The organism is Glutamicibacter arilaitensis Re117, from assembly GCF_000197735.1.
Classification (GTDB): Bacteria; Actinomycetota; Actinomycetes; order Actinomycetales; family Micrococcaceae; genus Glutamicibacter; species Glutamicibacter arilaitensis.
On record NC_014550.1, the window covers coordinates 580,204 to 604,985 of the forward strand.

Annotated in this window: 14 protein-coding genes, 4 tRNA genes and 6 rRNA genes; 18 read left to right on the top strand and 6 right to left on the bottom strand. The window is 54.5% G+C overall.

Features of this window, described 5'->3' with window-relative positions:
* Nucleotides 1-51 precede the first annotated feature (51 nt).
* From AARI_RS03115 to AARI_RS03140, 6 genes are all read left to right on the top strand, one after another.
* Nucleotides 52-3,185, top strand: a 23S ribosomal RNA gene (locus tag AARI_RS03115).
* A gap of 153 nt (nt 3,186-3,338) precedes the next feature.
* Nucleotides 3,339-3,455, top strand: a 5S ribosomal RNA gene (gene rrf, locus AARI_RS03120).
* A gap of 192 nt (nt 3,456-3,647) precedes the next feature.
* Nucleotides 3,648-3,857 (top strand): hypothetical protein, encoded by a 210-nt coding sequence (locus tag AARI_RS03125; RefSeq protein WP_013347911.1) that lies wholly within the window; start codon nt 3,648-3,650, stop codon nt 3,855-3,857.
* 442 nt (nt 3,858-4,299) lie between these two features.
* Nucleotides 4,300-5,703 carry an FAD-binding oxidoreductase gene (locus AARI_RS03130; protein ID WP_231849432.1) on the top strand — a complete coding sequence of 468 codons (1,404 nt, stop codon included), beginning with the start codon at nt 4,300-4,302 and terminating at the stop codon, nt 5,701-5,703.
* A gap of 108 nt (nt 5,704-5,811) precedes the next feature.
* Nucleotides 5,812-5,888, top strand: a tRNA-Pro gene (locus tag AARI_RS03135).
* 200 nt (nt 5,889-6,088) lie between these two features.
* Nucleotides 6,089-6,724: a hypothetical protein gene (locus AARI_RS03140; protein WP_013347913.1), complete on the top strand. Its 636-nt coding sequence runs from the start codon at nt 6,089-6,091 to the stop codon at nt 6,722-6,724.
* 5 nt (nt 6,725-6,729) lie between these two features.
* Here AARI_RS03140 and AARI_RS03145 read toward each other — a convergent pair whose 3' ends face one another.
* Together AARI_RS03145 and AARI_RS03150 are read right to left on the bottom strand one after the other, a co-directional pair.
* Nucleotides 6,730-7,092, bottom strand: coding sequence for a hypothetical protein (locus AARI_RS03145; protein ID WP_157867072.1), 363 nt, complete (start codon nt 7,090-7,092; stop codon nt 6,730-6,732).
* A gap of 317 nt (nt 7,093-7,409) precedes the next feature.
* Entirely contained in the window at nt 7,410-7,940 is a 531-nt protein-coding gene (locus tag AARI_RS03150; protein ID WP_157867073.1) for a hypothetical protein, read from the bottom strand.
* A gap of 177 nt (nt 7,941-8,117) precedes the next feature.
* Between AARI_RS03150 and AARI_RS03155 the strand changes: the two genes are divergently transcribed.
* Both AARI_RS03155 and AARI_RS03160 read left to right on the top strand, forming a co-directional pair.
* Nucleotides 8,118-8,189: transfer RNA gene (locus AARI_RS03155), tRNA-Gln, on the top strand.
* A gap of 48 nt (nt 8,190-8,237) precedes the next feature.
* Nucleotides 8,238-8,313, top strand: a tRNA-Glu gene (locus tag AARI_RS03160).
* Between the two features lie 186 nt (nt 8,314-8,499).
* Here the strand turns inward: AARI_RS03160 and AARI_RS03165 are convergent.
* Nucleotides 8,500-9,699, bottom strand: a complete 1,200-nt coding sequence (locus tag AARI_RS03165) for an IS256-like element ISAar5 family transposase (RefSeq protein ID WP_013347915.1) — start codon at nt 9,697-9,699, stop codon at nt 8,500-8,502.
* Between the two features lie 304 nt (nt 9,700-10,003).
* Between AARI_RS03165 and AARI_RS03170 the strand changes: the two genes are divergently transcribed.
* From AARI_RS03170 to rrf (AARI_RS03200), 7 genes are all read left to right on the top strand, one after another.
* Nucleotides 10,004-10,519 (top strand): GtrA family protein, encoded by a 516-nt coding sequence (locus AARI_RS03170; protein ID WP_081461081.1) that lies wholly within the window; start codon nt 10,004-10,006, stop codon nt 10,517-10,519.
* 519 nt (nt 10,520-11,038) lie between these two features.
* Nucleotides 11,039-12,564 (top strand): 16S ribosomal RNA (locus tag AARI_RS03175).
* Between the two features lie 621 nt (nt 12,565-13,185).
* Nucleotides 13,186-16,319: ribosomal RNA gene (locus AARI_RS03180) — 23S ribosomal RNA — on the top strand.
* 153 nt (nt 16,320-16,472) lie between these two features.
* Nucleotides 16,473-16,589 (top strand): 5S ribosomal RNA (gene rrf / locus AARI_RS03185).
* A gap of 334 nt (nt 16,590-16,923) precedes the next feature.
* The gene (locus AARI_RS03190; protein ID WP_146040985.1) at nt 16,924-17,211 is read left to right on the top strand and encodes a hypothetical protein; all 288 of its coding nucleotides are present in this window, start codon (nt 16,924-16,926) and stop codon (nt 17,209-17,211) included.
* Between the two features lie 295 nt (nt 17,212-17,506).
* Nucleotides 17,507-18,289, top strand: a complete 783-nt coding sequence (locus AARI_RS03195) for an SDR family oxidoreductase (protein WP_013347917.1) — start codon at nt 17,507-17,509, stop codon at nt 18,287-18,289.
* Between the two features lie 144 nt (nt 18,290-18,433).
* A 5S ribosomal RNA gene (gene rrf / locus AARI_RS03200) occupies nt 18,434-18,550 on the top strand.
* Together the 16S, 23S and 5S rRNA genes form the textbook arrangement of a ribosomal RNA operon.
* Before the next feature lie 129 nt (nt 18,551-18,679).
* Here rrf (AARI_RS03200) and AARI_RS03205 read toward each other — a convergent pair.
* From AARI_RS03205 to AARI_RS03215, 3 genes are all read right to left on the bottom strand, one after another.
* Nucleotides 18,680-19,747: an ABC transporter ATP-binding protein gene (locus tag AARI_RS03205; protein WP_013347918.1), complete on the bottom strand. Its 1,068-nt coding sequence runs from the start codon at nt 19,745-19,747 to the stop codon at nt 18,680-18,682.
* Nucleotides 19,748-19,812: 65 nt separating this feature from the next.
* The gene (gene otsB, locus AARI_RS03210; RefSeq protein ID WP_013347919.1) at nt 19,813-20,592 is read right to left on the bottom strand and encodes a trehalose-phosphatase; all 780 of its coding nucleotides are present in this window, start codon (nt 20,590-20,592) and stop codon (nt 19,813-19,815) included.
* Between the two features lie 42 nt (nt 20,593-20,634).
* Nucleotides 20,635-22,098 (bottom strand): alpha,alpha-trehalose-phosphate synthase (UDP-forming), encoded by a 1,464-nt coding sequence (locus tag AARI_RS03215; RefSeq protein ID WP_013347920.1) that lies wholly within the window; start codon nt 22,096-22,098, stop codon nt 20,635-20,637.
* A gap of 399 nt (nt 22,099-22,497) precedes the next feature.
* Here AARI_RS03215 and AARI_RS03220 point away from each other — a divergent pair, with 399 nt between their 5' ends.
* The 3 genes from AARI_RS03220 (at nt 22,498) to AARI_RS03230 (ending at nt 24,728) form a co-directional block, all read left to right on the top strand.
* Entirely contained in the window at nt 22,498-23,364 is an 867-nt protein-coding gene (locus AARI_RS03220; protein WP_013347921.1) for a DsbA family protein, read from the top strand.
* 173 nt (nt 23,365-23,537) lie between these two features.
* Nucleotides 23,538-23,611: transfer RNA gene (locus AARI_RS03225), tRNA-Thr, on the top strand.
* Nucleotides 23,612-23,777: 166 nt separating this feature from the next.
* Nucleotides 23,778-24,728 (top strand): DUF808 domain-containing protein, encoded by a 951-nt coding sequence (locus AARI_RS03230; protein ID WP_013347922.1) that lies wholly within the window; start codon nt 23,778-23,780, stop codon nt 24,726-24,728.
* The last annotated feature ends 54 nt before the right edge of the window (nt 24,729-24,782 follow it).

A 24,782-nucleotide genomic window follows, 5' to 3' on the forward strand; every position in this document is an offset into this window, starting at 1 on the left:
CGTGATTTTGTTAGATTGTTTTATTGCTCAATTCTGAGAACTTTGATTTGTGTTGAAGTTTTTAAGGGCGCACGGTGGATGCCTTGGCATCAAGAGCCGATGAAGGACGTGGGAATCTGCGATAAGCCTGGTGGAGTCGATAACCGGACGTTGAGACCAGGATTTCCGAATGGGGGAACCCCGCACCATGTTATGTGGTGTGACCTGCAGCTGAATGTATAGGCTGTGTGGAGGGAACGCGGGGAAGTGAAACATCTCAGTACCCGCAGGAAGAGAAAACAATAGTGATTCCGTTAGTAGTGGCGAGCGAACGCGGATGGGGCTAAACCGGTTGGTGTGTGATAGCGGATAGGCGTTGCATCATCGGGGTTGTGGGGTTGACATGTACCAGCGCTATCTTGCTGGTGGGATGAGGTGCAGGCGTATAGGTGAATCGGTTGGAATGCCGGACCAGAGAGGGTGATAGTCCCGTAGGTGTAATGCGTGTCTGCCGTTCTAGTGTTGATACCCGAGTAGCACGGGGCCCGTGAAACCTTGTGTGAATCTGCCAGGACCACCTGGTAAGCCTGAATACTACTTGATGACCGATAGTGAATCAGTACCGTGAGGGAATGGTGAAAAGTACCCCGGGAGGGGAGTGAAATAGTACCTGAAACCGTGCGCTTACAATCCGTTAGAGCCTGGGACTTGTTCCTGGGTGATGGCGTGCCTTTTGAAGAATGAGCCTGCGAGTTAGTGTTACGTCGCGAGGTTAACCCGTGTGGGGAAGCCGTAGCGAAAGCGAGTCTGAATAGGGCGTTTGAGTGGCGTGATCTAGACCCGAAGCGAAGTGATCTACCCATGGCCAGGTTGAAGCGCGTGTAAGAGCGTGTGGAGGACCGAACCCACTTCAGTTGAAAATGGAGGGGATGAGCTGTGGGTAGGGGTGAAAGGCCAATCAAACTTCGTGATAGCTGGTTCTCCCCGAAATGCATTTAGGTGCAGCGTTGCGTGTTTCTTACTGGAGGTAGAGCTACTGGATAGGCGATGGGCCCTACAAGGTTACTGACCTTAGCCAAACTCCGAATGCCGGTAAGTGAGAGCGCAGCAGTGAGACTGTGGGGGATAAGCTTCATAGTCGAGAGGGAAACAGCCCAGAACGCCAACTAAGGCCCCTAAGCGTGTGCTAAGTGGAAAAGGATGTGGAGTTGCTGTGACAACCAGGAGGTTGGCTTAGAAGCAGCCACCCTTGAAAGAGTGCGTAATAGCTCACTGGTCAAGTGATTCCGCGCCGATAATGTAGCGGGGCTCAAGCACACCGCCGAAGTTGCGTCATTCAAATATTTGCCTGGCTTTTGTTGGGCGTTTGGATGGGTAGGGGAGCGTCGTATAGCGGGTGAAGTCGCGGTGGAAACCAGCGGTGGACGCTATACGAGTGAGAATGCAGGCATGAGTAGCGAATGACGGGTGAGAAACCCGTCCGCCGAATGATCAAGGGTTCCAGGGTTAAGCTAATCTGCCCTGGGTTAGTCGGGACCTAAGGCGAGGCCGACAGGCGTAGTCGATGGACAACGGGTTGATATTCCCGTACCGGCGAAGGACCGCCCATACCAAGCTGTGGATGCTAACCATGATGGATCATGGCTGTTGCGGCCTTCGGGCTGCTGGTTGTGTGATGTGGTGGGAACCGATGCAGTGAGGTCAGCGTATTAACAGGTGTGACGCAGGAAGGTAGCCGAGCCAGGCAATGGAATTGACCTGGTCCAAGGGTGTAGGAAGAGTGGTTGGCAAATCCGCCGCTCAGATATTCTGAGACCTGATAGGCGCCCGCTTTGGCGGGTGATTCGGTGATCCTATGCTGCCTAGAAAAGCATCGGCGCGAGGTCCAAGTCCGCCCGTACCCCAAACCGACACAGGTGATCAGGTAGAGAATACTAAGGCGATCGAGAGAATCATGGTTAAGGAACTCGGCAAAATGCCCCCGTAACTTCGGAAGAAGGGGGGCCTGCCTCGTGATCGGCTCTTGCAGCTGTGAGCGGGTGTGGGCCGCAGAGACCAGGGGGAAGCGACTGTTTACTAAAAACACAGGTCCGTGCGAAGTCGCAAGACGATGTATACGGACTGACTCCTGCCCGGTGCTGGAAGGTTAAGAGGACTGGTTAGCACTTTGGTGCGAAGCTGAGAATTTAAGCCCCAGTAAACGGCGGTGGTAACTATAACCATCCTAAGGTAGCGAAATTCCTTGTCGGGTAAGTTCCGACCTGCACGAATGGAGTAACGACTTCCCCGCTGTCTCAACCATGAACTCGGCGAAATTGCAGTACGAGTAAAGATGCTCGTTACGCGCAGCAGGACGGAAAGACCCCGAGACCTTTACTATAGTTTGGTATTGGTGTTCGGTGCAGCTTGTGTAGGATAGGTGGGAGACTGTGAAGCTTGGACGCTAGTTCAGGTGGAGTCATCGTTGAAATACCACTCTGGCTGTACCGGTCACCTAACTTCGGACCATGATCTGGTTCAGGGACAGTGCCTGATGGGTAGTTTAACTGGGGCGGTTGCCTCCTAAAATGTAACGGAGGCGCCCAAAGGTTCCCTCAGCCTGGTTGGCAATCAGGTGTCGAGTGTAAGTGCACAAGGGAGCTTGACTGTGAGAGTGACAGCTCGAGCAGGGACGAAAGTCGGGACTAGTGATCCGGCGGCACCTCGTGGAAGGGCCGTCGCTCAACGGATAAAAGGTACCTCGGGGATAACAGGCTGATCTTGCCCAAGAGTCCATATCGACGGCATGGTTTGGCACCTCGATGTCGGCTCGTCGCATCCTGGGGCTGGAGTAGGTCCCAAGGGTTGGGCTGTTCGCCCATTAAAGCGGTACGCGAGCTGGGTTTAGAACGTCGTGAGACAGTTCGGTCCCTATCCGCTGCGCGCGTTGGAAATTTGAGAAGGGCTGTCCTTAGTACGAGAGGACCGGGACGGACGAACCTCTGGTGTGTCAGTTGTACTGCCAAGTGCATCGCTGATTAGCTACGTTTGGAAGGGATAACCGCTGAAAGCATCTAAGCGGGAAGCCTGCTTCGAGATGAGATTTCCATGCACCTTGAGTGTGAGAGGCCCCCAGCTAGACCACTGGGTTGATAGGCAGGATGTGGAAGCAAGGACTAAAGACTTGTGGAGCTGACCTGTACTAATAGGCCGATGACTTTCAACACACAATATTTACAATATTTTACTGGCATGATCATTATGCTGTTCGCGTTCACTATACGGTTACGAGACAACAACCTCAAACCGAAAAATACATGGCTTTTGCATGACACCGGAAAACATGACCAAGATGATTGGTTTGTGTGCTTCGTGATTGTTACGGCGGTCATAGCGTGGGGGAAACGCCCGGTCCCATACCGAACCCGGAAGCTAAGGCCCACTGCGCCGATGGTACTGCACTCGTGAGGGTGTGGGAGAGTAGGTCACCGCCGGACTTAACTTGAGTTGAATGGTTTGAGGCCCTGGAACACAATGCGTGTTCCAGGGCCTCACCTGTTTAACCCGCAAGACAGGTTGCTGGGATGGCTTGCTGGTTGGTGGGGGTCAGGCGTTGATGCTTGGCCTCTTTCCGCTATTTAAAACAGGGCTACTGTTGACATGGTTTGTGGTAGTCCTATCATCGAAGTATGGTCGAGAAAGCATCGCATCTGTCCGCAGGTTCGGCGATCGCATCGATAGTGTTTGCAGTTATTGCTATTGGAATCGCCTTGCTTACATTGAACATACCTTCAACCTCCATCAGAGTTCTGCTGATCGTGGTTGCTATCGCGTTAATTGCAGCTGCCGGCGCAGCCACTGCAATTACCTTGCGTAGAATCAAGCAGCCCAAGAACTGAGCAGAAGATCGAGCTTCTTCAGCACCTCCCCGCACGTGGATTGCAGTAGGCATTCGTTTTACTGGACCTGGGCCTGGCATTTGGATTCTCTTCACTTGAAGGCAGCTCACTATGTCCCGAGAAAATACTCGAGAGCATTCACGGACGGCACCGAATTATCCGTACCTAGCAATCTAGGGTGACCACTTTTGCGTTCGTTTTGTCAGCGCACTAAATCAAGACTTCTCTCGCGTGGACTGCCCGCGTCCGGGTTCTGAGCACCTGATCGAGATCAGTCTCGCAAATTTGGGGAGAACATCTCACGGATCAACGGTATTGCTATGAATCTCCTTGACCTCCAGCTCGGCTGTAAGGCACTGCGATTCCAACTGGATGCCTATTAGGCGAAACCTGGTCATCTAGTTCCACCGAAACTATTGAAGCGAGTATTCTCGGATTGACAGTGCCTACTGAACTAGCGGAGAAAACGATGTCCGATGCATATAGCGATTTAGTTGAAACCCTAAGGCGCGAGTTGCCTGAAGACTCGATAGTTCTATCAGACAGCGTCCTACGGGAGAATTCACGCGACTTCGGCCAAATCTCCGGTGAGCCCGTGATGCCTTTGGCAGTCGTTTTCCCTACCGAGGTCGGCCATGTGCAAGCGGTTATGCGTGTGGCAACCGCTAATCGGATTCCTGTAATAAGCCGCGGTGCCGGCACTGGGGTCTCAGGCGGCGTTCATGTTCAAGGCGATGCAGTCATTCTGAACCTGAGCAAGATGGACAAGATCATTGAGATTCGTCCGCACGACGAAGTGGCAATCGTTGAACCAGGCGTTATCAACCACCATTTAAATACTGCCGTCGCCCAATTTGGACTGATGTACGCGCCGGATCCGGCAAGCTACAAGATGTCCACCATTGGCGGAAACATTGCCACGAATGCTGGCGGCCTTCGGTGCGCCAAGTATGGCGTGACCCGCGAATCGGTTCTTTCCTTGGACGTGGTGCTAGCTGACGGAAGACTAATTCGAGTCGGGAAGAATACATTCAAAGGCGTTGCCGGATATGACCTTGCCGCGCTTTTTACTGGATCTGAAGGCACCTTGGGCGTCGTAGTGCGCGCCTTCGTACGATTGCGATATCTTCCTGTAGACGAACGTGATCTAAGTATGGTGTTCCCTTCTCTTGAAGCCGCGGTCGAAGGCGTACAGCAGATTGCAAAGTCCCGCATTCAGCCAGCAATCTTAGAGTTAATCGACTATTCGACTATTTGTGTTTTAGACCAGCAATACTCCACCGACTATGCATCATTGGGTGGAGCAATGCTTTTAGTGCGATTGGACGGCTACGGGGCTGAACGAGAAGAAGCAGCAGTTCGAGATGCATTCATGAGTAGTGATGTGCAGTTAAGCAAGAGCGGCGATGCGGCAGCGACCCGCCTTATCGAGATGCGTCGGACTAGTCGTGGGGATACGAAGGACGACGCCTACCGAACAGGCGAAGACGTAGCAATACCTAAGAGCCGCATGGTCGAGTATGTGCACCGACTCCAAGACTTGGCTCGCGAGGAAAATGTAAACATGCGGATGATCTCCCATGCTGGCGACGGCAATTTGCATCCGACGTTCTTCGTTGACCCTACTGAAGGGGAACAACTATTGGCGCGACTGCACAGAGCAGTCGAAGGATCAGTTAAGGAAGCTCTGGCGTTGGGCGGTACGATCACCGGCGAACATGGTGTCGGGCTGATCAAGAAAGACTGGCTAGCGTGGGAGCAATCCGACGAAGTGCTGCAACTGCAACATCAAATCAAAGCGCTGCTGGATCCCCTCAATATCCTGAACCCGGGCAAGGCTATATAGGTAGGCAAAGTAGGTCGTAACTGTGGGTCCATGAACCGGCCGCAGCGCGCCTGGTCACTCCTTGGCGCGTGGTAAAGCACGGGTGTAGAGTAAAAAAGTGTCTAACCGCGGGATATGGCGCAGTTTGGTAGCGCGCGTCGTTCGGGACGACGAGGTCGCAGGTTCAAATCCTGTTATCCCGACCAATTTGATACGTGAAGACGCTTACTCGAAACAGTGAGCAGCAAAAGAGAGCCATCACTGGCTCTCTTTTGTCTACCCAATGCCAGACTCAGCCCTATTGATTCAGTCTATTCAGACGTAAAGTTAAGTCCGTCATAGGCGGCGAGATACCTCGTCGGATCTGTTGACAGTTCAAGAAATGGGTTCATAATGATGCGCACACGTGGAGCAACCAGAACACCATCATTCGAGTAACGAAGATGGCCTCAACAACGAGGCCCTGCCTTCGGACGCTCAAGCCTTTATGCGGTTGCGACGGCATATTCAGCATCTTGGCAGTGCAGTTCGACGGCTAGTCATGCAGGACGGTGATATTGCCATGGATGCTGACAATAAGAATCTGCGCACACGACCGTCAAGGTTTCTTGGTGGCAACAAAGCGGTATCTCAAGATCAACGTGAGTTCGACAGACCAGAGGTCAGCAATCTAACTATTGAAGATATGGCTAAGAGTGTGTTCCTCGCAGCACTTGAGCGAGCCAAGCCCTGGAGGTTGGTTGCGGCAGGTGAGCTTGACCCCGGCATCCTCGATATCCCGGAATCACTGCAGGATTACATGCGGTCAGATGACGGCCTGGCCCTTCTTGAATTTTGGCACGAAACCCTGCATGGCTCGTTCGATGGTGATTTTCGAGAGTTTGAAGGATGGATTCTATCCGGGCGAAATTTTGACAGCTCGGAATCGAGCGGTTTGCTCGAACTAGCCGATCTCATCGATGGATGGATTGCCTACCTGCGGAAACTTATGCTCCAAGGCACCCAAGCTGAAGGCCAGAATGATGACCTGGGGTCGAACTGACTCAACTAGCCCTTCTTCTTAGATGACTTTCGTGGAACATTCTTCGCAATTGGGGATGACCCGCTGCGACGCTTTATCTCTGCGGGCGGCTTGTTTCGAAGTAACTTGTCTTGCTTTCGATTCTCGCTGACAGAAGTCAACACCTTGTTGCCAGTCATGCCATGGGTCTTATGTCGACTATCGCTATGCTTCAGCTGAACCAGCCAATCACCCATACTTGCAATGAAAGAGGATTTTCTGCGCCCTAGAAAACGAATAGCAAAAACGATGATGAGTAGGCCAAACGCTACGAACAGACCCTTCTTGACCCAACGCCAAGTAGTGTCATCGTCCGGCCCAAACCAGATGGCGCCAATCATGGTTGCCACCAGGAGTCCAACGGCGGTCACTGCAAATATGTAGAGTGGCCACAAAAAAGAAGCTGCGAACAGCCGACGGGGACATGAAATGATCCGCATCGCGGCCGGCTTTAGGCTGAGTCTTAGTCATCTCTTGGCTCCTTTGCCAGAGTTACCGAATACATGTTGAGTAGTTCGGTCGCCACGGCTTGAAACCCTAAGGAGTCAGGCTACAACCGCCCTCTGAATAGATTCACGATTTCCTAGTTGTTAGGTGATATTTCTACCCTCAGGATATGTTCATGAAACACCCAGATCAAGAGTTGAAACCCGCGAAATATCAATCGTTATGCGTTTGACGCCGTCAGTAGGAATTTCCGCGCAGTGTCGTAGCTGCACCCGACTCGCTGGGCGATGTCACGGATGATGAACCCTTGCTTCCGCAACCGAAGAATTTCTCGTTCTTTTGCGGGCGTGAGTCCCCGCTGCCTGGTTTGGATACCCCGCTCGGCTAGAAGCCGGAGCAGAGTTGATTTAGCAATGCCATGCTCTTTGGCGAGGTCGGTTGACTGCTCGCCCGCTTGATAACGCTGCCCGATAGCCACCAATTCATCCGACGAAAACCGATCGGCGATGCGGTAACGCCGAGAGTGGCGCTCGCTCTGGCTCGCTCTTGGCCGAATTTCCCCCGATTTCAGCCGCTGGAGTGCTCGTGCTGCGGTAGAGAGCCGATCCATTTTGCGGTGCGCCTGCTTTGAATACCCCGCCAGCACCTCGACCAAGGTTAAAGCAGGCCACTCGTGCCCCGCTTCTGATCTAAAGCCTAAGGACCGCGAACCAGCGGTAATGGTGAGAACGAAGGCTGTAGTGCGTTTCAAGAACCTCAGTGACTGCAACGCTGATATCCAGAAATCAGACAAAGAGCTGCAGATCACTCGAGGATCTTGGCTTTCGATGTGCGCTCCGGGATTTTTTTAGGTATAGTTATATCTCGTGCTAAGGCATTCATTGAAGGGCAGCTTCGGCTATTCCTTCAAATGAAGGCCAAGTCACATTGGGATATGGTGTAATTGGCAACACAACGGTTTCTGGTTCCGTCATTCTAGGTTCGAGTCCTGGTATCCCAGCGCTTCGCCAAAGCAATTTGGTGAGCTGAAGATTCGTCTTCAGCATACGGCCCCATCGTATAGCGGCCTAGTACTCCGCCCTCTCACGGCGGCAACACGGGTTCGAATCCCGTTGGGGTCACCATCAAATCGCGGAACTTCGGTTCCGCGATTTTTTTATGCCTAAAACTAGTAGCGTGGTTATTCCAGTTCCGCTGCTGCCCCTCAACGTGTAGCGAAATGTAGGGTGCAATCTACTTTCCGGGCTATAGGCAATAAAGTGTGTCTGGCCCGGGCGTGTTCCCGGGCCAGACAACCTTAAAACCCTGCTCTAGTAGATATTTCTCATCCAACCACTGCGAATGAATTGCCCATCCTCAGCGCTGGGGCCGGTGCCATAAAGCTCTGGGCCGATTGGTGCTTCATCAACCATGTGCTGCGCCTTCTTCTTCGCTTCGGGAGTGTAATGCTCCGGACGCAACAGTGTCCGCAAGGCCGGGCGGTTTCCTTCATCCGCATGAGTCCAGCAGAACCACTCGCACGCCCGCCGGCGATGCTCAATGGGCATCCCGCGGTGATAGAAAATCATGGCCCGGATGCCGGAATTCACCGCACCTTCAATCATGTTCGTCGTCGCGTTGATTCCCAAGCCGTTCAGGTCCTTGTCCAGGTAGGTGAACAGATGCCCGCGTCGCAGGGCTTTGTTCATCGACTCGTAGGCGCTGCGTAGCCGATCGTGGGTGTACCACCACTTGCGGTTGCGTCGCAGGCCCCGCGGCCAGGCACCGGACCAGTCAGCAGCGTAGGTGCGTTCATTGATCAGCTCGTGGTTTTCGGCATGCCACGCAGCGAAGGCGGCAATCCATTCTGCCGCAGCTTCCTGGGTCCGGATTTTCGTGAGTTTCAGGCTCAAACGACGTAACGACTTCCCTGCAGGCAAACGCGGATTCAGGGTCAGGTAGGTGCGCACGTTGCGCTGGATATGCACCAAGCAGCGTTGAATTTTCACGTTCGGCCAGAACTCTTTGAGCGCTTTCATCAAGCCTGATCCGCCGTCGGTCACCGCGACTTTTGGTTCGGGGAAATGCTGCAGCAACACGGTCCACGCCTCGGCTTTTTCGCGGTCGCACCACTGCCATCCGATGACACGTCCGTGAGCGATGGCGATCAGCAGGCACCAGCCTTGGCGCAGATAGATGCCGTCGACTTGGATCTCGTCGAAGACCTCGCCGGTGTGATGCAGGTAGGGGTGCACGTTCCAGCACCAAGCGGTCTGATGCCGGAAGGTGCGGCCGGTTCCGCCGCCGAATTCGGCTTGGGAATGTTTGCTCATCAGCCAGGAGACGAAGCCGGTGAGTTGGTTGCGGGCGGTGGTGTCTTCGCGTTTGAAAACGGTGCTGGCATTGCAGGTGATGCAGCGCCAGCGCTGGGTTCCTTTGGAGGTGGTTCCGTTTTTCTTCAGTCGGGAATGACAGATAATACAAGTATGGGATTGTCCAGTAAGCTTCACACTTATGGATTCAATACCCATGTGAACCTTGATCCTGCCCCGGCTTTCCGGGGCAGGATCAGGTTTTCAGACACACTTTATTGCCTATAGCCCTACTTTCCCGATTACCGACTTTGGGACTCAACCGGATTCGGAACACGCGAAGGACAAGTTGTCATTTTATTGGCCCTGATTCAACAAAACGGTTGATACCTACTTGCCTGCAGGATTGCCCCATCTCTCGTCGGTTTCGTTCAAGCCACAGCCATCACTTTTGATAAAGGTTCCAGGCATTAATCAGCCATCCCATTGTTCCAGCTGCGGGGGAGGAGCCTAAACTTGGCGCATGACTGGAATCCCTGTGGGTGATAACAACTATGAACCTCACGGGCTGGGGCATAGAAGCCGATATAGACAGGGCAAAAGAGCAGCCTATTTCTTGGGGGTTGGCGGTTTCTGCTTCCTTCTGACACTAGCCGTGAACTATGGTCTCAAGTTCACGGTCCTTGGAGAACATCCAACAACAGCTTTTCTGCTGGCTAACGGTGTAGCGACTACCGTCTCCTACTACTTGTCGCGACGTTTTACGTTCGGCGATATCATGCACGGACTGAAACGCGTCCAATTTATAAAATTTTTCATCATGTCGGTCATCGCCGTAGGAATTACTTCGGCGCCGGTCTATGTCTCACGCTGGATATTCGGATTCACTCAACCCCACGTATCTTTCTTAATGCAAGAGGTTGCCGACTTTGTAGCCGGCCCCATAGTAGGCACGCTTTTCGGAATGATCTTCCGTTGGTGTGCCATGAAGAAATTCGTTTTCGTCGATACGATCCACCGACGCACGGAAATACGCTGATTGGGGTTGTAGAAGCGTGACTCGAAGCGATCCCGAATCGCCATTCGAGCACCGTACGAAAAGCAGATAGAACACCCGTTTTCGGGCTGTAACCACCGTCACCCTTAAAAGCGTCCTTTCGATTTGTGCGTATGGAAAAACGTGTGTATAGTTTTTATCTGTTGCCGGAACGGAAACAACACGGAATCTACCGATTGTTTACCCGGCAGCCAATCACTTTTCACTGAAGGTTTCCAGCCGATTTTGATCGGACTGCGGATTCTGGTAAGTTGGAAAAGTTGCTCCGCAGCGAAGCAGCCATCGAAGGTCTGGTGGTTGTGGTGTCGAGAGTGTTTGTTGTTTGAGAACTCAATAGTGTGCCAAGTTTGTTGATACCGAATATTTATTTTATTTGGTGAATACATATTATTTGCTTGAGGCATTGCACCCCCGTGTGATGTGCTTGAGTGTTTTATTATTCGCCAGGACTTCATCGATTCTTCCCTTATTTTCCGAGGGGTTTCGGTGGCTTTTTATTTTTTTATGGAGAGTTTGATCCTGGCTCAGGATGAACGCTGGCGGCGTGCTTAACACATGCAAGTCGAACGATGAAGCCCAGCTTGCTGGGTGGATTAGTGGCGAACGGGTGAGTAACACGTGAGTAACCTGCCCCCGACTCTGGGATAAGCCCGGGAAACTGGGTCTAATACCGGATATTACCTCTTGCCGCATGGCAGGTGGTGGAAAGATTTATCGGTGGGGGATGGACTCGCGGCCTATCAGCTTGTTGGTGAGGTAATGGCTCACCAAGGCGACGACGGGTAGCCGGCCTGAGAGGGTGACCGGCCACACTGGGACTGAGACACGGCCCAGACTCCTACGGGAGGCAGCAGTGGGGAATATTGCACAATGGGCGAAAGCCTGATGCAGCGACGCCGCGTGAGGGATGACGGCCTTCGGGTTGTAAACCTCTTTCAGTAGGGAAGAAGCGAAAGTGACGGTACCTGCAGAAGAAGCGCCGGCTAACTACGTGCCAGCAGCCGCGGTAATACGTAGGGCGCAAGCGTTATCCGGATTTATTGGGCGTAAAGAGCTCGTAGGCGGTTTGTCGCGTCTGCCGTGAAAGTCCGAGGCTCAACCTCGGATCTGCGGTGGGTACGGGCAGACTAGAGTGATGTAGGGGAGACTGGAATTCCTGGTGTAGCGGTGAAATGCGCAGATATCAGGAGGAACACCGATGGCGAAGGCAGGTCTCTGGGCATTTACTGACGCTGAGGAGCGAAAGCATGGGGAGCGAACAGGATTAGATACCCTGGTAGTCCATGCCGTAAACGTTGGGCACTAGGTGTGGGGGACATTCCACGTTTTCCGCGCCGTAGCTAACGCATTAAGTGCCCCGCCTGGGGAGTACGGCCGCAAGGCTAAAACTCAAAGGAATTGACGGGGGCCCGCACAAGCGGCGGAGCATGCGGATTAATTCGATGCAACGCGAAGAACCTTACCAAGGCTTGACATGTGCCAGACCGCTTCAGAGATGGAGTTTCCCTTCGGGGCTGGTTCACAGGTGGTGCATGGTTGTCGTCAGCTCGTGTCGTGAGATGTTGGGTTAAGTCCCGCAACGAGCGCAACCCTCGTTCCATGTTGCCAGCACGTAGTGGTGGGGACTCATGGGAGACTGCCGGGGTCAACTCGGAGGAAGGTGGGGATGACGTCAAATCATCATGCCCCTTATGTCTTGGGCTTCACGCATGCTACAATGGCCGGTACAATGGGTTGCGATACTGTGAGGTGGAGCTAATCCCTAAAAGCCGGTCTCAGTTCGGATTGGGGTCTGCAACTCGACCCCATGAAGTCGGAGTCGCTAGTAATCGCAGATCAGCAACGCTGCGGTGAATACGTTCCCGGGCCTTGTACACACCGCCCGTCAAGTCACGAAAGTTGGTAACACCCGAAGCCGATGGCCTAACCACCTTGTGTGGGGGGAGTCGTCGAAGGTGGGACTGGCGATTGGGACTAAGTCGTAACAAGGTAGCCGTACCGGAAGGTGCGGCTGGATCACCTCCTTTCTAAGGAGCTAACCATTATTGGTTGCCCGTGTCTGTGCCCGAGTGTGGTGCAGGCGGGTTGCTCATGGGTGGAATATCAATGGACTCAGTACTGGAAAGCGTGCACGCTGGTGTCATCCCAATGTGGGTGGTGCGTTCGTGTGCGGGGTACTGGCTGTGGCTGCAGGGTGTTTGCGCATCTGCGAGTACGCGTTTGGGGAGTCTTTGGCTTCTTGGGTGCTGGAAAGCGGTGTGCGGGTGTTGTGCGGTTTGTATGGTTTGGCATGCTGTTGGGTTTTGAGGCAACAAGCCTCCGTGCCTGTGGGTTGGGTGTTGGTCGGGTTCTCCGCTTTGTGTGGGGGGTTTGGCTGGTGCGTGGCTTGTGGGTGGCGGGGTTCTTGGTGTTTCGGTGTTTGTCCTGTGTTTGCTGCAGGTGCGCTGGTGTGGTGGCGGTTTTGTGCTGTTGCCCGGGTGTGCTTGCGGGGGTGCGGGGTTGTTGTTTGGGAACTGTATAGTGAACGCGAGCATCTTGCAGATGAGATGAGCTTGGGGTCCTTTTCCTTGGATCCTTGGGTGTTTGAGTCTTGTCTGCGTGATTTTGTTAGATTGTTTTATTGCTCAATTCTGAGAACTTTGATTTGTGTTGAAGTTTTTAAGGGCGCACGGTGGATGCCTTGGCATCAAGAGCCGATGAAGGACGTGGGAATCTGCGATAAGCCTGGTGGAGTCGATAACCGGACGTTGAGACCAGGATTTCCGAATGGGGGAACCCCGCACCATGTTATGTGGTGTGACCTGCAGCTGAATGTATAGGCTGTGTGGAGGGAACGCGGGGAAGTGAAACATCTCAGTACCCGCAGGAAGAGAAAACAATAGTGATTCCGTTAGTAGTGGCGAGCGAACGCGGATGGGGCTAAACCGGTTGGTGTGTGATAGCGGATAGGCGTTGCATCATCGGGGTTGTGGGGTTGACATGTACCAGCGCTATCTTGCTGGTGGGATGAGGTGCAGGCGTATAGGTGAATCGGTTGGAATGCCGGACCAGAGAGGGTGATAGTCCCGTAGGTGTAATGCGTGTCTGCCGTTCTAGTGTTGATACCCGAGTAGCACGGGGCCCGTGAAACCTTGTGTGAATCTGCCAGGACCACCTGGTAAGCCTGAATACTACTTGATGACCGATAGTGAATCAGTACCGTGAGGGAATGGTGAAAAGTACCCCGGGAGGGGAGTGAAATAGTACCTGAAACCGTGCGCTTACAATCCGTTAGAGCCTGGGACTTGTTCCTGGGTGATGGCGTGCCTTTTGAAGAATGAGCCTGCGAGTTAGTGTTACGTCGCGAGGTTAACCCGTGTGGGGAAGCCGTAGCGAAAGCGAGTCTGAATAGGGCGTTTGAGTGGCGTGATCTAGACCCGAAGCGAAGTGATCTACCCATGGCCAGGTTGAAGCGCGTGTAAGAGCGTGTGGAGGACCGAACCCACTTCAGTTGAAAATGGAGGGGATGAGCTGTGGGTAGGGGTGAAAGGCCAATCAAACTTCGTGATAGCTGGTTCTCCCCGAAATGCATTTAGGTGCAGCGTTGCGTGTTTCTTACTGGAGGTAGAGCTACTGGATAGGCGATGGGCCCTACAAGGTTACTGACCTTAGCCAAACTCCGAATGCCGGTAAGTGAGAGCGCAGCAGTGAGACTGTGGGGGATAAGCTTCATAGTCGAGAGGGAAACAGCCCAGAACGCCAACTAAGGCCCCTAAGCGTGTGCTAAGTGGAAAAGGATGTGGAGTTGCTGTGACAACCAGGAGGTTGGCTTAGAAGCAGCCACCCTTGAAAGAGTGCGTAATAGCTCACTGGTCAAGTGATTCCGCGCCGATAATGTAGCGGGGCTCAAGCACACCGCCGAAGTTGCGTCATTCAAATATTTGCCTGGCTTTTGTTGGGCGTTTGGATGGGTAGGGGAGCGTCGTATAGCGGGTGAAGTCGCGGTGGAAACCAGCGGTGGACGCTATACGAGTGAGAATGCAGGCATGAGTAGCGAATGACGGGTGAGAAACCCGTCCGCCGAATGATCAAGGGTTCCAGGGTTAAGCTAATCTGCCCTGGGTTAGTCGGGACCTAAGGCGAGGCCGACAGGCGTAGTCGATGGACAACGGGTTGATATTCCCGTACCGGCGAAGGACCGCCCATACCAAGCTGTGGATGCTAACCATGATGGATCATGGCTGTTGCGGCCTTCGGGCTGCTGGTTGTGTGATGTGGTGGGAACCGATGCAGTGAGGTCAGCGTATTAACAGGTGTGACGCAGGAAGGTAGCCGAGCCAGGCAATGGAATTGACCTGGTCCAAGGGTGTAGGAAGAGTGGTTGGCAAATCCGCCGCTCAGATATTCTGAGACCTGATAGGCGCCCGCTTTGGCGGGTGATTCGGTGATCCTATGCTGCCTAGAAAAGCATCGGCGCGAGGTCCAAGTCCGCCCGTACCCCAAACCGACACAGGTGATCAGGTAGAGAATACTAAGGCGATCGAGAGAATCATGGTTAAGGAACTCGGCAAAATGCCCCCGTAACTTCGGAAGAAGGGGGGCCTGCCTCGTGATCGGCTCTTGCAGCTGTGAGCGGGTGTGGGCCGCAGAGACCAGGGGGAAGCGACTGTTTACTAAAAACACAGGTCCGTGCGAAGTCGCAAGACGATGTATACGGACTGACTCCTGCCCGGTGCTGGAAGGTTAAGAGGACTGGTTAGCACTTTGGTGCGAAGCTGAGAATTTAAGCCCCAGTAAACGGCGGTGGTAACTATAACCATCCTAAGGTAGCGAAATTCCTTGTCGGGTAAGTTCCGACCTGCACGAATGGAGTAACGACTTCCCCGCTGTCTCAACCATGAACTCGGCGAAATTGCAGTACGAGTAAAGATGCTCGTTACGCGCAGCAGGACGGAAAGACCCCGAGACCTTTACTATAGTTTGGTATTGGTGTTCGGTGCAGCTTGTGTAGGATAGGTGGGAGACTGTGAAGCTTGGACGCTAGTTCAGGTGGAGTCATCGTTGAAATACCACTCTGGCTGTACCGGTCACCTAACTTCGGACCATGATCTGGTTCAGGGACAGTGCCTGATGGGTAGTTTAACTGGGGCGGTTGCCTCCTAAAATGTAACGGAGGCGCCCAAAGGTTCCCTCAGCCTGGTTGGCAATCAGGTGTCGAGTGTAAGTGCACAAGGGAGCTTGACTGTGAGAGTGACAGCTCGAGCAGGGACGAAAGTCGGGACTAGTGATCCGGCGGCACCTCGTGGAAGGGCCGTCGCTCAACGGATAAAAGGTACCTCGGGGATAACAGGCTGATCTTGCCCAAGAGTCCATATCGACGGCATGGTTTGGCACCTCGATGTCGGCTCGTCGCATCCTGGGGCTGGAGTAGGTCCCAAGGGTTGGGCTGTTCGCCCATTAAAGCGGTACGCGAGCTGGGTTTAGAACGTCGTGAGACAGTTCGGTCCCTATCCGCTGCGCGCGTTGGAAATTTGAGAAGGGCTGTCCTTAGTACGAGAGGACCGGGACGGACGAACCTCTGGTGTGTCAGTTGTACTGCCAAGTGCATCGCTGATTAGCTACGTTTGGAAGGGATAACCGCTGAAAGCATCTAAGCGGGAAGCCTGCTTCGAGATGAGATTTCCATGCACCTTGAGTGTGAGAGGCCCCCAGCTAGACCACTGGGTTGATAGGCAGGATGTGGAAGCAAGGACTAAAGACTTGTGGAGCTGACCTGTACTAATAGGCCGATGACTTTCAACACACAATATTCACAATATTTTACTGGCATGATCATTATGCTGTTCGCGTTCACTATACGGTTACGAGACAACAACCTCAAACCGAAAAATACATGGCTTTTGCATGACACCGGAAAACATGACCAAGATGATTGGTTTGTGTGCTTCGTGATTGTTACGGCGGTCATAGCGTGGGGGAAACGCCCGGTCCCATACCGAACCCGGAAGCTAAGGCCCACTGCGCCGATGGTACTGCACTCGTGAGGGTGTGGGAGAGTAGGTCACCGCCGGACTTAACTTGAGTTGAATGGTTTGAGGCCCTGGAACACAATGCGTGTTCCAGGGCCTCACCTGTTTAACCAGTAGTAGGGGTCAGGCTGTGATGCTTGGCCTCTTTCGTTATTTAAAACAGGGCTTGAAAAAGACTCCCCTGAGGCTGTAGGCGCAGAGGAATATGCGCCAAAGATGTGTACAGAACACCCGCGCGCAGGGACTTCTAACAAGATCGGGTCGATAGATTTCCAAGTCCTCGGTCTGGGATCCTGCTAGGATCTTCCAAAACGGAGATAGCGGCCCGATGACTGTGAGCAGTCATCTAAACGGGAGAGTTGGGCAAACATGTTGTTCATGAGCTTTCTAGCATCCATTGGGCTCGTGGCCTCCACATTCCTGCTTGGGTTATTCTTTGCCGGTCTGCACGAGACCCGGGCAGAATCCGAGAGCACGAGCACGACTTCAGTGGCTTTCACCGCACTTGTAATGCTTTTTGTGGCCGTATGCGCCGCATTCATTCTTGTTGAGCCTGCACTGATTAACCCGTTGTGGTTGCAATACACGTTGATGGCAGGAGCCCCGTTGGTGGTTGGCTACGCTATGCGCCGGGCGCTGGCCCGGAGCATGGATCGCAGCCAGTAGTAGCAATTGGTCTATTTGAGGGATCCGTCGGCAGCGCCAGGGGACGTTCTCGTTTATTTAGGTTCCAGGCTGGTTGTCGGAGCTGCAGGGTTACGTGGTTTTGGGAAGTTCTTCGTTTCTATTTGGCGCAGACCACCCAAGCGCTGTTTTAGGTTAGCTGCTAATCGATTGCCTTAGGCATCGTTGTTCAGGACCCCAATTGAAATAGGCATATTGTGGGATATGAGCGAGGTTGTAACTGTCTGACTTGCTGTGACTCGACTCGTCTTGCGACTACGAAAGAGGATGACCGAACGTGAGAACCTATGTAGTTACTGGTGCTGCTTCTGGAATTGGTGCTGCCACCGCTGAATTGATTCGGGAACGTGGACACAAGGTCATTGGCGTAGGTTTGCGCGACGCTGATGTCACCGCCGACTTGTCGACAGCAGAAGGACGGCAAAGCGCCGTGAGCCGCACTCTGGAGCTTTCTGAGGGGAAGATCGATGCGGTTATTGCAGCCGCCGGCATCTCTGCGCCTAAAGCTGTGACGGTGGCAGTAAACTTCTTCGGCGTCACCAACTACCTTGAAGGTCTCCTACCTGCATTAGCCCAGGCGCAATCGCCACGTGTTGCGGTGGTTTCCTCGATGGCATCGATACAGCAGAACTCCGCGGAGCTGGTTGAAGCCTTGCTTTCGGGCGACGAAGAACAGGCCCTGGCCATTGGCGCTTCGTTGGAAGCCGAGGGACCACGTGCTGGATATCTGAACTATCCCTCCTCGAAGCGTGCCTTGGGCCGTTGGGTTCGTCGCGAATGCATTACCGAAAAGTGGGCCGGTGCCGGCATTCCTTTGAATGCCGTGGCCCCTGGCACCGTGATCACTAACATGACTCGCGAGCTGTTGTCTACGGATGAAGGTAAGGCAATGGTGGACCAGAACGTGCCAATGCCATTGAACTACCACTCCGAAGCGGTGGTCATTGCCAAGCTGTTGCTGTGGCTAACGAGTGAAGAAAATACTCACGTTACTGGCCAGACAATCTACTGTGACGGCGGTGCCGAAGCCACCCTGCGTGGCGATGACATCTGGGCCTAAGTCCTGGTGCTGCCTATGGCGAAGAACACTGTCGCTCACCTGCTTTGAATTGGCGCAGTACTTAGTTGCTTGATATAGTTATGGAGTTATCGCAATTGCGACGGACACCGTAGTTTTCCCATGGTTATCCATGAGGTATAGAGTTACGGCGACCATAGCGTGGGGGAAACGCCCAGTTCCATACCGAACCTGGAAGCTAAGACCCACAGCGCCGATGGTACTGCACTCGGGAGGGTGTGGGAGAGTAGGTCATCGCCGGGCATAATTTGCCGAAGGCCCCGAACTTAGTTCGGGGCCTTCGATGATTAACCGGAGCAACGAACTCCAAGAGCAAAACAATGGCGACGTGGAAGTTCATTCCACGTCGCCATTGGGATAAATCAGCTAATGCTAGGCATCTGCCAAACGCAAGCCGCTTTCCGTATCAAACATGTGCGCATGCTGCAGATCGGGAGCAATGTTGATGCGCTGTCCACGTGCGGGTGGAGTGCGTCCATCAACGCGGACTACAACCACCTGAGTTTCACCAGCAAGCTCTGCTGAGCCGTAGATGTATGCATCGGCACCAAGTTCTTCAACAACATCAACAATCAGCTCAATGCCTTCGCCCGGGCCGACCAATTCGATATCTTCAGGACGGAATCCAAGGGTGGTTCCACCCTTGGAGCCTGGAGCGTCGATGAGCGTTGAACCGAAAGCGATCTTTCCATTTTCGGACTGCAGCTTCACCAGGTTCATGGCAGGGGAGCCGATGAAGCCAGCGACGAAGACGTTGCGCGGGCGATCGTAGAGCTCACGTGGGGTGCCTACCTGCTGCAGCTCGCCATCCTTGAGCACGGCTACGCGGTCACCCATGGTCAGTGCTTCCACCTGGTCGTGGGTAACGTACACGGTGGTGACACCGAGGCGTCGGGTCAACGACGCGATCTGGGTACGGGTCTGTACGCGCAGCTTGGCATCGAGGTTGGACAGTGGCTCATCCATCAAGAAGACCTGAGGTGAACGAACGATGGCACGGCCCATGGCTACGCGCTGACGCTGGCCGCCGGAAAGTGCCTTTGGCTTGCGGTCCAGGTACTTCTCCAAGTCAAGGAGCTTGGCTGCCTCCAGGACGCGCTTCTTGCGCTCTTCCTTGTCGACGCCCGCGATCTTCAAGGCGAAGCCCATGTTTTCGGCGACGGTCATGTGCGGGTAAAGTGCATAGTTCTGGAAAACCATTGCAATGTCGCGGTCCTTAGGCGGAACGTTGGTTACGTCCTTATCGCCAATGAGAATCCGGCCGGAGTTTACTTCTTCCAGGCCTGCGAGCATGCGCAGGGTGGTGGACTTACCGCAACCCGAAGGGCCAACGAGGACAAGGAATTCTCCATCTTGGATTTCCAAGTCGATTGCGTCGACGGAAGGCACAAGTGCGCCAGGGTAAATACGGGTGGCCTTTTCAAAGGTCACAGTTGCCATGATGACAATCCTTTCACGGGCAGGTACGTGCCCGACGATCCGTTGTGAAAGTGAATTGGGACACTTTAGTGTCGCATGAAAATCAGAATATTCAAAAGGTCTGGCAATTCAGCAGGGGATGGAATAGAATACGTCGCGACCGTGGGGCCGGCTCCCACCTTGATGCCCAAATCTGCCGAGCCCAGAACCTTGAATCCGTTTTCGTCTGTCACATCATCGCCGACAAACAGGACTGCCTGGACATCGAGAACTTCACGCAGCCATTGCAGGCTTTGGCCCTTATCCCCGTGGTGGACCGTGGCTTCCAACACCGCTTTGCCTTCAAGCAGCGCTACGCCGTCTAATTGCTGCAGTGCTGACTTCGCTTGTGCCAAAGCCTTAAGCGCCGTATCGGGCGCTGCTTGACGCACATGCAGGACCGTGGCTGAGGGCTTGTGCTCCACGGTGACATTCGCATGAGCTGCAGCGATCTGCTCCAAACGCCCGGTGAGTTCCTTGAGCAGTTGTAGCTGCTTCGTGGACAGCGGCTCATCATGCCAAAGTGCGCCCAAATGCTCAGGCAGTAATCGTTCGGCACCGTGCGAGCCGATGCAGATCTCCGGACGTGGTTCGGGATAGGCCTGATTCAAGGACTGCAAATTACGTCCAGACACTACCGCGGTGTAGACCCCGGGGCTGGTGGCCAGCTGCTCAAAGGCAGCCGCCGATGCCGGCAATGGCCGGGCATCTTGCGGCCGGTCAACCAGTGGCGACATCGTTCCATCAAAGTCCAGGGCCACGAGCACTCGCTCGTGTGCGGCGAAATCGGCCAGGGCGGCATGCAGGGCAGGGGCAAGTTCAGGCAACGAAGCTCCTCATCTATATGAATGAATCCTTGCGGAAACCTATTAGCGAACGCTTCCGTGCACGGAAGAAGCCGCGTTGATTTCGGCCAGCGCGGCCAAGAAATCGTTGGACCATTTCGAGACGTCATTCACTGCCAGCTGGCGATTCATCCGTTTCATCCGGCGTTCCTGCTCGGATTCATTCATCTGAACGGCTTCAACGATCTTGGCCTTCATCCCATCGATATCGTGGGGGTTGACCAGAACCGCCTGCGGCAGCTGATCGGCGGCACCGGTGTACTCGGAGAGCACCAGCACGCCGCGTCCGTCCTGATGGGCCGCCACGAACTCCTTGGCCACTAGGTTCATGCCATCACGCAGGGCAGTAACCAGCAGGACATCAGCCGCCAGGTACATGGCGATCATTTCGCGCAATGGGTAGGACTGGTGCAGGTAGCGCAAGGTGGTGTGGCTTAGCGTGTCATGCTGGCCGGTAATCTGGCCGACCATGAGCTCGACCTGGTCGCGCAGCTCCATGTAGCTTTCTACGTTCTCCCGGCTGGGGCTCGCCACTTGGATCAGGCAGACGTCTCCGGCACGCAGCGTCTGGTCCGTGAGCAGCTCGCCGTAGGCCTTCAGGCGGTGGCGGATGCCCTTGGTGTAGTCCAGTCGATCCACCCCGAGCATGATGGTCTTCGGATTGCCCAGCTCATGGCGGATCTGCGCGGCCCGGGCAATGATTTGCGGGTCGCGTGAGAGCTTGGCGATGGTCTTGGTGTCAATGGAAATCGGATGCGCGTTGGCTCGGCACAGATTCTGCATGTCGCTATCTGCTGGGGGAGTAGCCACATCACCCTTGGTGGAGTAGCCAGTAAACCGGCGCAAGCAACGCAGGAAATTCGAGGCATCGGTTTCACGCTGGAAACCCACCAGATCAGCACCTGCCAAGCCCTGCAAGATTTGGGTGCGCCAAGGCAGCTGTGAAAATAAGCTGGCTGCGGGGAAGGGGATATGCAGGAAGAAACCGATTTTCAGATCCGGGCGTGCCAGCCGCAGCATCTGCGGCACCAGCTGCAGCTGGTAATCGTGGACCCAGACAGTGGCATTCGGCGCAGCAATTTTCAGCACCGCATCAGCGAATCGCTGGTTGATCTTCTTGTACCGGTCCCACCATGTGCGGTGGTACTCCGGGGGAACAATGACGTCGTGATACAGCGGCCACAGGGTCGAATTCGAGAAGCCCTCGTAGTAGAGCGAAAGGTCATCTTCATCCAGGGGGACCGGAACCAGATGGATCTCATCCTTGTCGAAGCTCTCCAGCTCTTCGCCGATACCACCGTGCCATCCGACCCAGGCGCCTTCAGAAGATGCCATCACCGGTTCCAAGGCAGTAACCAAACCGCCGGGCGAACGCTGGAATCCTTGCGTCCCATCCGGGTTGGTAATGCGGTCCACGGGAAGACGATTGGCTACGACTACGAAATCGTAGGAATTTTCTGTTTTTGGATTCAGCGCTGGGATACCCACTGTAAACCTCCTGGTTTGTTCGATCTGGTTCACCGGCGTGGGGCAGATTCGTCGGTTCTAAGTGAATGACTTCTCGATATGGTTCGTCGCTCTTGGTATTGAGCCTAGTGAAAACTAACTAGTAAAGGAACGACAGGCTAAGTTTTGCCGTCATATGACCAGGTTTCTGCTTTTGTGCCGTTGCTAACACGGAACTGAAGAAAAGGGGGAGCATTTGCGATGATAACTTGGTTTAATGCTCAAGTACATGGTTCTGGGCACTTTGGGCGCTGTATGCGAAAGATATGTGTGTCCTGTGAAGGTGCGCGAATCTTGAGTTTTCAAGGATACTGGGCATCGGAGTTGGCTAAGCTTGACTTCAGATGACAGTTTTCCGCTGACCAAGGAACTACCAAATTTATGTCTACGAATAATCCGCGCCCGTCGAAGGCCGAACGTACTGCGAGTGCTCGCGAAAAGGCAGCACAGATGCGTGCCGCCCAGGAGGCAGCTGCGAAGCGTAAGTCGCTTTTCGTGAAGCTGGGCGTATTGGCCGCAGTCATTGTGGTAATCGCGCTGGTCGTCACTTTGATCGTGCAGAACAACAACGCCAAAATTGAAGACAGCGGCGCAGTTCCGCAGGGCGGTACCGCTGCTGGCGGCATCATGGTCACCTCGGCCGACACTGTCGCTGAGAAGACCATCGACAAGGTGGACATCAAGAAGCTGGAAGCACCGGACGAGGCTCCAGCTCCGGCAACCCCACGCGATCTGACGGTCGCTGAAAAGGGCGAGCCGATCAACATCGCCTTGTACGTTGATGTCAATTGCGTTCACTGTGCAGACTTCGAAGCCACCTATGGCGACCAGATGCAACAGTGGCTGGCTGACGGCAAGGTCACCATTGAGTACCGCAACGTCGGCTACCTGGACCGCGGTTCGGCAACCAACTTCTCCTCGCGTGCAGCCAATGCACTGGCTTGCGTAGCGGATGAAAGCCCAGCTGCATACTTGGGCTTCGTCAAGGCACTGTGGGGCCACTACCCAGAGGGCGAAATGAAGAACGCCGAGCTGGCAGACATGGCGATCCAGAACGGTGCTGCCGAATCGGTTGCCGACTGCATCGACGATGACAAGTTCCGTCCATTCGTCAAGTACGCCACCACGGCTGGCCAGTACGATGGCGTAGCCGGCACCCCATCGATCTTCGTCCAGGGCAAGGAAGTCGACCTGGCGAAGCAAGACTTCCCAACCGCAGTCGAGGAAGCAATGGCTGCTAACAAGTAAGCAAATCCAGCCCAGGTCTGGACAAACGTCCGAGATTCGGTAATATTCCATATTGATCTCGCACTCTGTCCGATGGGAAGGAAGCCAAAGTTGGCTTCCTTCCCATCGACATTTAACCTGCAGCTTCCCCAATTCGCAGTGACGTAGGGTTTTCGGATATTCTTATCCGGTACGCCCCCTTAGCTCAGCTGGCCAGAGCGTCTGTCTTGTAAACTGAAGGTCACCGGTTCGAATCCGGTAGGGGGCTCTGTCTTGGTCTTGGGCCAGCAGTTGGAACCGTGTCCGTGAATCCTCATGGCGCGGTTTCTTTTCTTTAAACCACACAGCGTGCTCGATTCAACGTCGTGCCTGTAGCAGGGGCCAAGACCTCGCCGGTAGAATTCTGCGCAGAACCTATATTTGAGGAGCCGACCATGGCCGGAGGCCTTGCAGCACTATTGGACGACGTTGCGGCGTTGGTGAAAGTCACCGCTGCATCCCTCGATGACATCGCATTGGGAGCCGGCAAAGCCAGCACCAAGGCGCTGGGCGTCGTTGTCGACGATGCGGCAGTAACCCCGCAGTATGTGGACGGAATTTCTCCCAAGCGCGAGCTGCCGATCATCTGGAAGATCGCAAAGGGCTCGCTGCGCAACAAGCTGCTGTTCATCTTGCCAGTGGCTTTGCTCTTATCCACTTTCGCTCCTTGGGCGCTGACCCCGATCCTGATGCTCGGTGGGGCCTACCTGGTCTTCGAAGGCGCCGAGAAGCTGATGGAAGCTTTCGGCTGGATCAAGCATCATGGTGTGGAACTCGAAGGCAAGGACCGCGACGAGAAGGCCATCATCGGCTCCGCAGTCCGCACGGACCTGGTGCTCTCCGCCGAGATCCTGGTGATCTCGCTGAACGAGGTGGCGGACCAGCCGTTCCTGATGCGCACCGCAATCCTGCTGGTCGTCGCCATCATGATGACCGTCGTGGTCTACGGGGCGGTGGGCCTGATCGTGAAAATGGACGATATCGGCCTGCGTCTGGCCGCCAAGCCGCGCGAGCTCTCGCAGAAGATCGGCCGCGGCCTGGTCAAGGCGATGCCAATCGTCATGTCCGTGCTGAGCAAGGTCGGCGTGGTTGCAATGCTCTGGGTGGGTGGCCACCTGCTGCTGGTCGGCATGGACGAACTGGGCTGGCATGCCCCATACGGCTTCGTGCACCACATGGAACTGCTGGTCCACGACGCTACCGGCCAGGCCGGTGCCGTACTGGGCTGGCTGGTGAACACCGCTTTCTCCTGCCTTGCCGGATTCATCATGGGCACCGTGATTACCGTCATCATCCTGGGTATCAAGAAGCTGCGCCACAAGGGCAAAGCCGAAACCGCCCACTGAGTCCAAAAAACTGCGGGATGCCCGCACACGTAGAATGGACAAGTTGCACCCCCC

Bases quoted from the DNA above. Each gene is read 5' to 3' on its own strand.
- AARI_RS03205 (WP_013347918.1), bottom strand. From the start codon at position 19,747: ATGGCAACTGTGACCTTTGAAAAGGCCACCCGTATTTACCCTGGCGCA.
- AARI_RS03165 (WP_013347915.1), bottom strand. From the start codon at position 9,699: ATGGGTATTGAATCCATAAGTGTGAAGCTTACTGGACAATCCCATACT.
- AARI_RS03125 (WP_013347911.1), top strand. From the start codon at position 3,648: ATGGTCGAGAAAGCATCGCATCTGTCCGCAGGTTCGGCGATCGCATCG.
- AARI_RS03170 (WP_081461081.1), top strand. From the start codon at position 10,004: ATGACTGGAATCCCTGTGGGTGATAACAACTATGAACCTCACGGGCTG.
- AARI_RS03220 (WP_013347921.1), top strand. From the start codon at position 22,498: ATGTCTACGAATAATCCGCGCCCGTCGAAGGCCGAACGTACTGCGAGT.
- AARI_RS03230 (WP_013347922.1), top strand. From the start codon at position 23,778: ATGGCCGGAGGCCTTGCAGCACTATTGGACGACGTTGCGGCGTTGGTG.
- AARI_RS03190 (WP_146040985.1), top strand. From the start codon at position 16,924: ATGAGCTTTCTAGCATCCATTGGGCTCGTGGCCTCCACATTCCTGCTT.